This is a genomic window from Dysosmobacter segnis (assembly GCF_014297285.1).
In the GTDB taxonomy this organism is placed as follows: domain Bacteria; phylum Bacillota; class Clostridia; order Oscillospirales; family Oscillospiraceae; genus Oscillibacter; species Oscillibacter segnis.
This window is the reverse complement of record NZ_JACOQI010000001.1, coordinates 315,438-328,495: the sequence shown is the minus strand read 5'-3', so window position 1 is coordinate 328,495 and position 13,058 is coordinate 315,438. Positions and strand designations below refer to the sequence as shown.

Genomic DNA, 13,058 nt, shown 5'->3' with positions numbered 1-13,058 from the left:
TTATTGGGCGCACAAACGGAGATCAGCCGTATCCGCAGGTCACCAGTTCCCAGGCGCCGCCGTCGCTGCGGCCCAGCCACCACTGCCAGCCCTCATACTCCGTATCGGCATCCCAGGCGTCCCGCTGCTCCACGGGGGAGTGAAAGCTGCTGGAAAACAGGATGCACTGAGTAAAAGGCTCAGTCTGCTCTTTCATTTCCAGCCCGTTGAGCCACTCAATGTTTTCGTCGCTGCAGGCCGCGTCGCCGCCGTAGGCCAGGCTGTGAAGTTCACAGCCTTCCCAGGTGGCAAACTCCGCTTCAATTACCTGGATGGCAGCGTCCATGTCCTCCTGGGTGTAGAGTTCGGAATTGCCGTAGTCAATTTTCACCTTGGGCGGCTCCTGGGTGTCCTGCTTGCCGCATCCGCCCAGAGTGCCTAAAATCATGATCGTCAGGGAAACAGCCAAAAGTTTTTTCATATCCATTCCTCCTGCATTCCTCAATCATTTACTTTTCAGGTGATTCTGTGGCCTGACGGCTGAGCCGTCAGGCCACAGGTTTTTTTACGCCTTGATCTCTACGATGCGGACCACGCCGTCATAAACATAGAGGTTCATGGTGTCGCCGTAGGCTTTGGCATCATCCAGCGTCATCCACTTGCCGGTGTCATCGTTGTAGCACTGGACATTGGAGGGGACCTCGTAGGTCCGGCTGCCGAAGGTCACGGCCGTCTTGCCGATCCAGGCACTGGAAGAGACGTTGCTCAGCTTGCTCATGGTGTCAAATCTGGTGAACATGAGCCTGTCATTCACGCTCTTTTTGATACTTGCAGCCACAAAAGCACCAGTGCTGACACTGTTACCGCTATAAACCGTATATTTTTCTGTATCACTGCAAACGATCGTGATCGTGCGGTCAGTCTCCTTGCCGGTTGTCGGATCATACTTGCTGTCCACAATCGCACGGCCAAAAATCATATCGCCTGCAAGGCCGTTATTCAGCACGATCAAGTCCACCTGACCGGCCCAGTTGGTCCGGGCATAGGAGACGCGGCCGGAGTTGACGCCGGTCTGGCTCAGCTCGCTGAGGGCGATCTGTCTGCCGCCGTCAAAGAGCATAACGTTGTCCGCCAGCTTTCTGCCGCCCAGCGTACCTTCCTTGGGAAGCAGGTCACCGCCGACACCGCCGGAGATCTTGTTGAGCTTCAGGCCGCTCTTGTCGGCATACACCGACACTACCTGACCGGCGTATTCGCTCGCTGTGCCGATGTTCAGCAGCGCACCGCCGCAGACCAACTGCACATCACCCTTTTCGGACACCACCGCCATGGCATTGCCCCGGGCACCGGTGTTGTTGGCATCCTCGGCACCGGCCACCTGACCGTCCGCCGTCAGCAGAAGGACGATCTGCTTGCCAGGCTTCAGCTTGGACAGGGAATCCACTGCCGTAGGCAGAACATTCAGTTCCTTGCCGCCCAGCACCGTAATGGTGGCGGGGCTGCTGGGAGAGGGCTTGCAGTCCTCGTAGTAGACGGACACCCGGGTATCGCTGACAATGATGGAATTGGTAGCGGAGGCGTAGGTCGCCACGTCATACTTTTTGAGGTCTGCTGCCGTGGCAGGGGAACCATTCTTGTAAATCTGGTAGCTGTTGTTACCCGCCATGGAGTCCAGTCCGGCAACAGAGCCGTTGGCACCGATGATGACCGCCGCATTGGAAACGCCATTGCTGCCGGTGATGGGCAGGAAGGTCAGGATCTCGCCGGCGCTGTTGAGGACCGCCTTGCCCTTGGAGCCGATGAGGCTGGTAGAGGCAACGGGGTGCGCCATGGTATACGTCTTACCGCCGACAGTCATCGTGCCCTGACCGCCGTCCACGGCAGTAAGATAGACCTCATCCTTACCTACGTTGTAGTTGAACAGGAGCGTTTCGCCCTTGCCGTGCTTGGCCTCAAAGAGGTTCAGGAACAGCTTGGCCGCCTGTGCGCGGGTCAGGCCCGCGTAGGCGGAGGTGATACCGGTGGACTTCAAAAGGCCGTTGGTCTGGGCCTCCGCCATGTAGCTCTGGGGCCACACACCGCCCATGTCCTCGTCCTTGTAGCCCAGACCCCGCATGAGGATCGTCACCGCCTGTCCGGCGGTCACGGTCTGGCCGGGCTTGAACTTACCGTCGGCAAAGCCGGAGATGATCCCCTTCCTCGCCGCCATATTGATGTAGGCGGACGCCCAGTGGGAGGGCTTCACATCCGGGAAGATGGTAACGGTGGAATACCGTCCCAACTCGCCGCTGCCGTCCATGGCGTAGACCGCCATCTTGCAGAACTGCGCCCGGTTCAGAATGGTGTCCGGGCGGAAGGTGCCGTCGCCGTAGCCGTCCAGCACACCCATGAGCCGCAGAGATTCCACGGCGGTGGCGGTGTAGCTGTCGCTGACATCGGAAAACTTGGTGACAGCCGCCGCCCCGGCAGGCACCGTCAGCAGGGAGCCCAGCATGCTGATCGCCAGCAGCCAGGTCAAAATTCGTTTTTTCATAAGTCTCTCTCCTTTAATCCGCCCGCAGGGCTTCCACAGGCTGGAGTTTCGATGCTTTTGCCGCCGGATAGCTGCCAAACAGCACGCCCAGAGCTACCGACAGGCCAAAGGCCGCCAGCGTCACCCAAGTGGCGGGGAAAATGGTCATCTGGAACAAAATCTTGCCCAAAGCCAGACTGCCGATGGTGCCGAAGATAATGCCCACAATGCCGCCCATGCCGCAGAGCATACCGGATTCAATGAGGAACTGGGCCACGATGCTGCTCCGCTGTGCGCCAAGGCTCCGGCGGATACCGATCTCCCGGGTCCGCTCCGTCACCGTCACCAGCATGATGTTCATGATACCGATGCCGCCCACCAGCAGGGAGATGGCGGCGATGCCGCCCAGCACCAGAGAGATCATGGTCAGCTGCTGGTTCTGATAATCCTGCCAGTAGCCTTCCTTCTGCACCTGATAGCCGCCCATGCTCTGATCCACCACGCCGGAGAGGTACCCGCCGATCTCGGTGATGGCAGTTTTCATGCTGGCGTCATCCTTGGCCTTTACCAAAAATTCTGTGGGGGCCGTATCCCCCAGCAGCCGGGTAGCGGTGTAGGGAAGGATCATAAAGTTATCCGTCTGGTAAGCGGAAGGGGTATCTGGCTCCACGCGGGCGCCATACACGCCCACCACTTCAAAGTTGTTGCCGTTGACCTTCATGATCTGTCCCACAGGGTTGGCGCTGCCGAAAAAGACCCGCGCCGCCTGCGCGCCCAGCACGCAGATCTGATTGTATTTCTCGCAATCCAGCCACGCAAGGTCTCTGCCCTTTGCGATTGCCAGATTGTTGCAGGCGCTGTACTGGTCGGAGCCGTAGTAGATCTGCGGGGGACCGCTGACCACGTTGTATTGCTGGTCATATTTCCACTCCATTGTGGAGCTGTTTTTCGTACCGTATACCACCGTGGCGTTGGATGAGCCCTTGGGGGTAATGCCAATAATGGACTCCTTCAGTCCGGAGCAAAAGCGGTACAATCCGGCAAAATAGTCCTTGCTGATAGGATTGCCGCCCTCATCATACATATAGGCATAAACGCTCACTTCAATGCGGTTGGCGCCCATGGCGGCAAACTGCTCCATGGTTTTGGCCTTCATACCCTCCATGGTGGAGACAATGGTCATAACGGCGGCAATACCGATGAAAATAGAGAGAATGGTCAAGGCGCTGCGGCCCTTTTTGCCACAGATGGACCGCCACGCCATCTTAAATGCCTGCCCGATGTTCAATACCAATTCACCTCCTGGGGGTGATCCTCGATGATCTTGCCGTCCGCGATCCGCACAATGCGCCGGGCCGTGGCGGCGATCCCGTTGTCATGGGTGATGAGAATGACGGTGCTGCCCTCCTTGTTCAGCTGCTGGAGGAAGCCCAGCACCTCGTGGCCCGTCCGGGAATCCAATGCGCCGGTAGGCTCATCCGCCATGATGATGGGCGGATGGGTGGAAATGGCCCGGGCGATGGCCACACGCTGCTGCTGGCCGCCGGACATCTGGGTAGGCTTATGCTGCGCCCGGTCGGCGAGACCCACGCGGGTCAGCGCCTGTATCGCCAGCTCCCGCCGGTCAATGGGATCGATGCCCTGATAGATCAGCGGCAGCTCCACGTTTTCCAGCACCGTCAGGTTCTGGATCAGGTTGTACTGCTGGAAAATGAACCCGATCTGCTTGTTGCGGATGCGGGAGAGCTCCTTGTCGGAAAGCTCCCGGACATCCACGCCGTCCAGACGGTAAGTGCCCCGGGTGGGGATGTCCAGACAGCCCAGCACGTTCATCATGGTGGACTTGCCGGAGCCGGACTGGCCCACCACCGCCACGAACTCGCCCTTTTCAATATCCAGCGAAACGCCGTCCAGGGCCCGGACCTCGCTCTCAAGGCCCTCGCCGTAGATCTTATAGACATCCCGCAGTTCGATCAGTTTCGCCATGGCTTAACCCCACGCCTGATCGGTTATCATCTGGGTAAAGACGGTGTCGCCGTCATTTACGCCGGACTTGATCTCCACGTTATATGTATCCTGAATACCGATCTCCACCTGAACGGGATAGAAGCCGCTGGGGATCTCCTCGTCCTGATAGGGCAGCTCCAGCGCGTTGTCCGGCCGGCTGTCTGCCTGCACATAGACCACGGTGGCGGAAGAACCATCCTCCAGCCCCACGGTACGCACCGCCTGGATGGGCACCATCAGGCAGTTGTCGTTCTGGCTGGCCTGGATCTGATAGTTCACATAGCTGTTGACTTGCAGGTTGCCGTCCGTGTTGTCCGCGGAGATGGTGATGGGATAGGAGGCCACGCCGTTATTCACAGTGCTGGAAAGGCTCACCGTCTCCACCGTGCCGAAGGCGCTGGTGCCCCACTGGTCCAGGTTCACGGACATGCCGGTCTTGATATAGCTGATGTTCCGCTCGTCCACGGTGGCGCTGACGGTCACGGTGGAGGTGTCGGAAACGGTCACAAGGGTACTGTTTGCCTGAAGTTCCTGCCCCGGCGTCACGGACAGACCGATAACCTGACCGGAAATGGGAGCCACCGCATTGCAGTTGTCCAGATTCTTCTGGGCGGCCTCCAGCTTCTTCTGGGCCTCTTCCAGATTCTGCTGTGCGGTGAAGATCTCCGTCTCGCTGTCCTCGCCGTCGATCCGCACCAGAACCTGACCGGGCGTTACGGCGAGATAGTCCACCAGATTACTGGAGATCACCGTGCCGCTGACGGTGGAGTTCAAATCTCCCACCCGGTAATATTGCAGTTTAGCGGCTTCGTAGGGATACACGGTATCGCCGTTCACAATCGTAGTGGCAGTAGCCACCATATCCTTGGCCAGCACACCCTCGTTGGGGATCACGATCTCGGCGGAAAACAGCTTAGAACCCTCCGGGGTAATACGGCTGACCATGTGAACAGCCTCCACCGTGCCTTCCACGGTGGTCATCAGGGCAGGGATAGAGACCTGCACCTTCTGCCCCGCCTTCAGCTCCCCGGCGTAGGCGTAGCTGTAATACTGCTCCAGCCGCATCCGGGTATCGTCCGCGAGGACGGCGACCTTGGTGCCCTTGCTAATCTCGTCGCCGGGGTTCAGTGTCACAACATCCATCAGTTTTCCGGCGTAGGACGGAGAAAGATTCAGCCCCGCAATGTCCTTTTGCAGCGTATTGATCTGCTTCTGATAGCCCTCAACCTCATCGCGGGCCTTCTGGACCTCCGTGGCAGCATTGGGGGAATCAATGGTAAACAGGGGGTCCCCCTGCTCCACTTTCTGTCCCTCCTCCACGAATACATCCATCACCGTGCCCGCAGTGGTCAGGCTGATAGTCTCGCTGTTCTTGGCCTTTACCAGACCGCTGCCGTCCACCTCGGAGCTGATAGCGCCGTAGGACACCGTCGCCATGCCTACCTCGCTGCTGCCGTCCTTCTTTTTGAAGAATTTCACGCCGCCTGCGATCAGGGCGGCCACGACCACCAGCGCAACGATCCGCCGGATCGTACGCCGCCGCTTTTTCTTGTCTGCCGTGCTTTTTTCCGGCTTTTTCGCCGGGGTCTCCGGTGACGCCGGAGCGGCTGTCTCCGCCGGGGTCAGCTCCTTTTTCTCTTCCATGATCTCTGCCATGACATATTCTCCTTTTACGATTCTCCGGGCTGAGGCCCGCTTGTTTCCGATCCAGTGCTGTCAGCGCCCAAACAGGGCTGCCGACAGGCATATTCACCTTCGCTCACTGATGTTAATATAGCCAATAGGGTAAATCAACAACAAAACAGTAACAAATTCCATCAAAACCGCTTTCATTTGTAATAGACGGATTCAACTGCGAAAAGGTTTCCTTTTTTGCAAAAACTTTTTGATAACAGCAGACCGCACCGCCCGGGATCGTGGGCAGTGCGGTCACTTTTGTTGTTTTCAGGAGATCAGGCAGCCAGCCGCCGGGCGCTCATGCGCTGGATCAGCACGATGCCGCCGACCATCACGAGGCCAACCACATCCGATGCGGTGCCGGGGATCATCATGCACAGACCGCCGGCAGCCATCGCCAGACGGAACAGCATGGGGATCTTCTTATAGACGAAGCCGTTCAAAGCCGCAGCCACACCAAACAGACCGATGAGGGCGCTGACTACGATCTGCACTACTTCAAATGCGCTGCTCACATTGTCAAACAGCATAGCGGGGCTGTAGGCAAAAATGTATGGCACGATAAAGGCTGCGATGGCCAGCTTGGTGGCGTTGATGCCGGTTTTCATAGGGTTGGCCTTGGCAATGGCGGCGCCGGCATAGGCAGCCAGAGCCACCGGAGGCGTAATGTCCGCCACGATGCCGAAGTAGAACACGAAGAAGTGAGCCGCCACCAGAGGGAAGCCCATCTGCACCAGAATGGGGGCGCAGGTGGAAGCCATGATGCAGTAGTTGGCGGTGGTAGGAACGCCCATACCCAGAATGATGCAGCAGATCATCGTCAGCAGCAGGCCGATCATGGTAGCGTCGCCTGCCATCTGCACGATGGCGTTGATGAGGATGGAAGCAAGACCGGTGACAGTGATGCAGCCGGCGATCATACCGGCCATGGCGCAGGCCACAGCCACGGTGATGGCGCCCTTGGCACCGGCCTCCAGTGCCTCCACGATTTTACCGAAGGTCAGCCGCTCATCCTTGTTCAGGAAACCCACCACGATGGCGGCCAGAATGGACACCGCCGCGGAGAACTGCATGGTGCGGCTGCCGGAGGAAACCAGGAAGATCAGTAGGGCCAGAGGTATGATGAGATAGGCACGCTTGGCAAGCTCGCCCCAGGAGACCATCTCGGACTTGGGCATACCCTTCAGTCCCAGCTTCTTGGCTTCCAGATGGACGGCGATGAAAATGCCGGTGAAGTACAGCACGGCGGGAAGGATGGCCTTTACAGCCACCTTCGCATAGGGGATATTCATGTACTCTGCCATCAGGAACGCCGCTGCGCCCATGATGGGGGGCATGATCTGACCGCCGGTAGAGGCGGCGGCCTCCACCGCGCCGGCGAACTCCGGCTTGTAGCCGGTTTTCTTCATCATGGGGATGGTGACGGAGCCGGTGGTCACGGTGTTGCCCACGGAGGAGCCGGACACCATGCCGCACAGGGCGGAGGAAATGACCGCCACCTTGGCGGGGCCGCCGGAAGACCAGCCCGCCAGACGGTTGGCGAAGCTGATGAAGAAGTTGGCGATGCCGGTGCGCTCCAGAAATGCGCCAAAGATGATGAACAGCACAATGTAGGTGTAGCAGACGCTTACCGGCGTACCGATGACGCCGCTGGTGGTGTAGAACAGCTTATAGACGATGTTCTTCAGCGCCTTGTAGAAGCTGGGGTCCCAGCTGAGCTGGTTATAGAACGTGTAGATCAGCAGCAGGCCCAGCACCACCAGAATGGGCAGGCCTACGCACCGGCGGCACAGCTCGATCAGTACCACAATACCGATGGCACCGACGATGATGTGGATGGGCTGAAGCTTGGTGGCCAACTGAATGATGGAGAAAGCGTTGATGGCAAAATAGAAGAAGCTGCCAGCGCCCAGAACCATCAGGATCCAGTCATACCAGGGCACATGGTTCACCCGGGCAGCACCCTTTCTGGCGGGATACACCAGATAGCCGATGATGATGATAAAGCCCAGGAACAGGGACAGCCGCCGCTCCGGAAGTGCCTTGCTGAACAGGGTCATCAGGATACAATAGATTGAGAAGGCCGACATCAGCACCCGCAAGGCGATTTTCGGAGCCCCCTCCCAGATACGGGTGTTGGATTCCCGGTCATACTTTTTCATGACCGCATCCACGTCCGCCTGAATATCATGCTCCATCTCGTGCACCTCGTGGTCGAGTGCCTTTTCCACTTCAACAATGGGGTCTTTTTTTTTGAACAGGCCCATATGGTCTCCTCCTTGATCGTTTTCTCACATCCGCAGTTGACAGGGGCAGCGGATCTCTGTCCTTCTCAACCGGGGATCGGGGTAAATTCTTGTAAATTGGTCCGCAGCAAGCGCTCTGTTCTTCCGTTCCGGAGAGCTGTGCTTCTCTTTAGAACCACTCACGGCTGCGGCGGAGAAATCCGCCGCAGCTTTCCGGCGCATCGCGCCGGAAAGGCTGATTTTAATGGTGCAGGAATCCCCTGATGGGTTTCCCGCACACACCCTTCCTTTCCGTTCCGGAGAGCTGTGCTTCGCTTTAGAACCACTCACGGCTGCGGCGGATTTCTCCGCCGCAGCCTGAATGACATACTTATGGGTAAGGAAATGGCGGTGATGCTGTAAAGATCCCGTTCAGATCTTTACTTGGTTGCCACATCGAAGCCCTTCTCGGCGAAGTACTTGGCAGCGCCGGGATGATAAGGCACAGAGGTGATGGAAGCGCCGAACTCGGTGGACAGCTCGCCGTACTTGGCGTGGCTGCTGGTCAGATTGGGGGCGTTGTCGAAGATGTCAGCCGTCAGAGCATAGATAGCATCCTCAGATACATCGTCACGGGCCAGGATCACAGCGCCCACAGCCACGGTGGTCACATCCTCGTCCTGACCGTTGTAGGTACCGGCGGGGATGACGTGCTTGGTGTAGTAAGGAGAGGCGGCCAGCAACTCGTCGATATGGGCGTCATCCAGAGACACCAGATAAGCAGCCTTGGTGGTGGACAGATCCATGATGGCAGTGGTGGGGGCGCCGGCCACGATGAAAGCGGCGTCGATCTTGCCGTCCTTCAGGGAGTCAGCGCTGTCGCCGAAGCTCTGATAGGTGGCGTTGATCTTGGTGAACTTGCCGTCAGCGTCCAGATCGCCCAGACCATAAGCGCTCAGGATGTCCACAGCGTTGAAGTACACACCGGAACCGGCAGCGCCGACAGACACGTTCTTACCGGCCAGGTCAGCCACGGTCTTAATGCTGGGATCGGTGGTGACGATCTGCACATCTTCCATGTACAGGGCGGCCACGGTGGAGAAGCAGTCGATGGGGTTCTCAAAGAGGTTGGTGCCGTTGTAGGCATAGGCCATCACGTCGGACTGGCAGAAGGCCAGCTCCGCGTTGCCATCTGCCAGCTCTTCCACGTTGGACTTAGAGCCGTTGCCAACCAGACCGGTGACAGACACATCGGTATTGTTGGTGGCGTGCTGGGCGATAACGGAGCCGAAGGCATAGTAGGTGCCGGACTCGCCGCCGGTGACGAAGCGCAGCTTCGCGGTAGAAGCAGCGGGAGCGCTGTCGCCAGTCTCATTGCCGGAGGCGTTACCGCCGCCGCAGGCAGTCAGAGAAGCGATGAGGCCCAAAGCCAGAATCAGAGAAAACACTTTTTTCATTCCAAATCCCTCTTTCACAGTTGAATTAGGTGGAAACGCCCGGTGCTTTTTTCAAGGGTGTTTCCGTAAGCATGTGCATAGTATACATGTATATCATTCATTTTGCAAGGGTCATTTTCTCTTTTTGGTGATTTTTTGCAATGTTTAAGTATTCATCTTGCATTTTCACGCTATTCTCTGCGTTTTCCCACAAATGTCTTGCAAAACAAATGTCCGTCTTGCAAAAACACGCCCCGCCAGGAAAACCAGCGGGGCGTGTTTTGTGCAGTTTAACTAAGAGCAACTTACTGAATCACCTTGGAGTCTACAACTTCCTTCAGCTTGGCGGTGAAGTCCTCCAGGCTCATAGCGCCCAGATCCTCGCCGGCGCGGGTACGGACGGAGACCGTCTTGTTTTCCATATCCCGGTCACCCACAACGATCATATAGGGCACCTTCTCCAGAGTGGCCTCACGGATCTTCTTGCCGATCTTCTCGTTGCGGTCATCCACCTCCACGCGGAAGCCCTGACCGTCCAATGCGTCAGACAGATCCTTGGCATAATCCAGCGCACGGTCGGTGACAGGCAGGATCTTCACCTGAACAGGAGCCAGCCATGCGGGGAAGGCGCCGGCAAAGTGCTCGGTGATGATGCCGATGAACCGCTCGATGGAGCCGAACACAACACGGTGGATCATCACGGGCACGTCCTTGCCGCCGTCGCTGGTGGTATACTCCAGATCAAAGCGGCCGGGCAGCTGATAGTCCAGCTGAATGGTGCCGCACTGCCAGGTACGGCCCAGAGAGTCCTGAATGTGGAAGTCCAGCTTGGGACCGTAGAACGCGCCGTCGCCGGGGTTCACCACATACTCCTTGCCGATGGAGGTAATGGCGTCGGCCAGAGCGTTCTCTGCCTTCTCCCAGTCCTCCCGGGTGCCGATGTGGTCCTCGGGCATGGTGGACAGCTCGATCTTGTAGGGCAGGCCGAACAGAGAGTAGACCTCGTCGAACAGGCGGGCGATGCGGATGACCTCATCCTTGATCTGGTCCTTGGCCAGCAGGATGTGGGCGTCGTCCTGAGTGAAGCAGCGGACACGGAACATGCCGTGGAGCGCGCCGGAGAGCTCATGACGGTGGACCAGGCCCAGCTCACCGTACCGCAGGGGCAGGTCTCGGTAGGAATGGGGTTCCAGCTCATAGACCAGAATACTGCCGGGGCAGTTCATGGGCTTGATGGCAAAGTCCTCGCCGTCAATGACGGTGGTATACATATTATCCTTGTAGTGATCCCAGTGGCCGGAGGTCTCCCACAGAGTCCGCTTCATGATCTGAGGAGTGGAGATCTCCACATAGTTCCACTTCTTGTGGACCTGACGCCAGTAGTCGATCAGGGTGTTCTTCAGCACCATGCCCTTAGGCAGGTAGAAGGGGAAGCCGGGGGCCTCATCCCGGAAAGCAAACAGGCCCAGTTCCTTGCCCAGCTTCCGGTGATCCCGGCGCTTGGCCTCCTCGATGCGCTCCAGATAGGCGTCCAGTTCCTCCTTCTTGGGGAAGGCGATGCCGTAGATCCGCTGGAGGGTCTCCCGGTTGGAGTCGCCCCGCCAGTAGGCGGCGTTGCAGGCCAGCAGCTTGATGGCGTTGCCCTTTACCCGGCCGGTGGAGTCCAGATGGGGACCGGCGCACAGGTCGGTGAACTCGCCCTGCTTGTAGAAGGAGATGGGAGCATCCTCCGGCAGATCCTGGATCAGTTCCACCTTATAAGGCTCGCCCTTCTCCTCCATGAACTTAATGGCTTCCTCGCGGGGCAGCTCGAAGCGCTCCAGCTTCAGCTTCTCCTTGCAGATCTTCCGCATCTCGGCCTCGATCTCGGTCATGTGCTCCGGGGTAAAGGCAAAGGGTGCATCCATATCGTAATACCAGCCCTCCTTGATAGAGGGGCCGATGGCCAGCTTCACCTCGGGCCACAGGCGCTTGACGGCCTGCGCCATGATGTGAGAGCAGGTGTGCCAGTAGGTCTGGCGGTATTCCTCATTTTCAAAGCTGAATTCCTTGATTTCCTCAGACATAGTAATGTCTCCTTTCCTGCGGCGGTCTTTCCGCCCTTGGGGCAAAACAAAAAACGCCTCACCCCTGTTTTGGTCAGGGGTGAGGCGTAAAGCTCCACGGTTCCACCCTGCTTGCACAGTAAAACAAAATTTGTTTCGCTGTGCAAGCAGGGTAAAAAACTCCTTCGGAGTCTTCTAATTGAAATCATGCAAGACACCCTTCCTGGGTTTCTTGCACACATTCTTCCTTCCCGCCAGCGAAAGTCCTTTTGCGCATTGTGCCGCTCGTGTCCTCTGTAACGGGAGGTCCCGTCCCGGCCTACATATCGGCGGGCAGCTCCAAGGCGGTGACTGTTCCGGTTCTGACTGACGCTGCTTTCAGCCCATGACAGCGTCTCTCTGAAGTTCTTCCCGGACAGCGTCCTTTTCCAAGCCTTTTTTCAGAATGGAATTATGATAGCACGGCTCTTTTGGATTGTCAAGGGGCGCATCCTGTCGATTTTCACAGGAAATTCGCGCCATATCCGGAAAGTTCCGCCGTTTTTTCAGGCGTTGGGATGGGGCAGATTCCACCGGTAGTGGGCCGACAGACACCGGATGGCAAACACCGCCGCCGCGCCGGCCAGCATGGCCGTCATCTCCCCCGCCGGCTGGCGCAGCACCCCGCAAATCACCGCGCCGACGAGAGAGGCGCAGGCGTAAATATGCTTCACAAAAATATAGGGCATATCTCCGGCCATCACATCCCGCAGCAGCCCGCCGCCCACGCCGGTGAGTACGCCGACGAACACCAGCAGGTACAGGGACGGCGCTTCCACGCAGTTCCATACCACGCGGACGCCCATGACCGTGAAGATGCCCAGGCCCGCGCTGTCCATTAGCAGCATAAATAGATCATACCGCCGCTGGTTGCCCATCAGCAGGTGCCGCACGCCGGAGAGGAACATGATCAGCGAGGTGACCACCGCCACCGCAGAGGCCGTCGGATTCTGAAACGCCGCCGGGGGCGTGTTGCCCAGCAGCACATCCCGCACCATACCGCCGCCGCAGGCGGTGGTCAGGCCAAGGAAACAGACGCCGAACACATCCAGTCCCTTCCGGACCCCCAGCACCGCGCCGGAGGCGGCGAAGGCGATGGTGCCCAGCATTTCAAACAGAAAGAGAAAGGTCTCCATGT

Annotated in this window: 9 protein-coding genes; all 9 read right to left on the bottom strand. The window is 58.2% G+C overall.

Annotated elements, in window-relative coordinates; genetic code table 11:
• Positions 1 to 22: 22 nt before the first annotated feature.
• The 9 genes from H8Z83_RS01640 to H8Z83_RS01600 all read right to left on the bottom strand — a co-directional run bounded on the left by H8Z83_RS01640 (position 23) and on the right by H8Z83_RS01600 (position 13,056).
• On the bottom strand, positions 23 to 460 hold the full coding sequence (locus H8Z83_RS01640; RefSeq protein WP_187013439.1) for a lipoprotein: 438 nt from the start codon (positions 458 to 460) through the stop codon (positions 23 to 25).
• Between the two features lie 84 nt (positions 461 to 544).
• On the bottom strand, positions 545 to 2,512 hold the full coding sequence (locus tag H8Z83_RS01635; protein WP_187013438.1) for an S-layer homology domain-containing protein: 1,968 nt from the start codon (positions 2,510 to 2,512) through the stop codon (positions 545 to 547).
• Positions 2,513 to 2,525: 13 nt separating this feature from the next.
• Positions 2,526 to 3,785 (bottom strand): ABC transporter permease, encoded by a 1,260-nt coding sequence (locus H8Z83_RS01630; RefSeq protein WP_243184674.1) that lies wholly within the window; start codon positions 3,783 to 3,785, stop codon positions 2,526 to 2,528.
• Positions 3,776 to 4,477: an ABC transporter ATP-binding protein gene (locus H8Z83_RS01625; protein ID WP_275955721.1), complete on the bottom strand. Its 702-nt coding sequence runs from the start codon at positions 4,475 to 4,477 to the stop codon at positions 3,776 to 3,778. Before H8Z83_RS01625 ends, H8Z83_RS01630 begins: the two co-directional genes overlap by 10 nt.
• Before the next feature lie 3 nt (positions 4,478 to 4,480).
• Positions 4,481 to 6,154, bottom strand: a complete 1,674-nt coding sequence (locus H8Z83_RS01620; protein WP_187013437.1) for an HlyD family efflux transporter periplasmic adaptor subunit — start codon at positions 6,152 to 6,154, stop codon at positions 4,481 to 4,483.
• A gap of 296 nt (positions 6,155 to 6,450) precedes the next feature.
• The gene (locus H8Z83_RS01615; protein WP_337416109.1) at positions 6,451 to 8,442 is read right to left on the bottom strand and encodes a TRAP transporter permease; all 1,992 of its coding nucleotides are present in this window, start codon (positions 8,440 to 8,442) and stop codon (positions 6,451 to 6,453) included.
• 398 nt (positions 8,443 to 8,840) lie between these two features.
• Complete coding sequence (locus H8Z83_RS01610) at positions 8,841 to 9,857, bottom strand: TAXI family TRAP transporter solute-binding subunit (RefSeq protein WP_187013436.1); 1,017 nt, start codon at positions 9,855 to 9,857, stop codon at positions 8,841 to 8,843.
• Between the two features lie 284 nt (positions 9,858 to 10,141).
• Positions 10,142 to 11,902, bottom strand: a complete 1,761-nt coding sequence (gene thrS / locus H8Z83_RS01605) for a threonine--tRNA ligase (protein ID WP_187013435.1) — start codon at positions 11,900 to 11,902, stop codon at positions 10,142 to 10,144.
• A 524-nt stretch (positions 11,903 to 12,426) separates the two neighbouring features.
• Positions 12,427 to 13,056, bottom strand: coding sequence for a trimeric intracellular cation channel family protein (locus tag H8Z83_RS01600; RefSeq protein WP_187013434.1), 630 nt, complete (start codon positions 13,054 to 13,056; stop codon positions 12,427 to 12,429).
• Positions 13,057 to 13,058 lie beyond the last annotated feature (2 nt).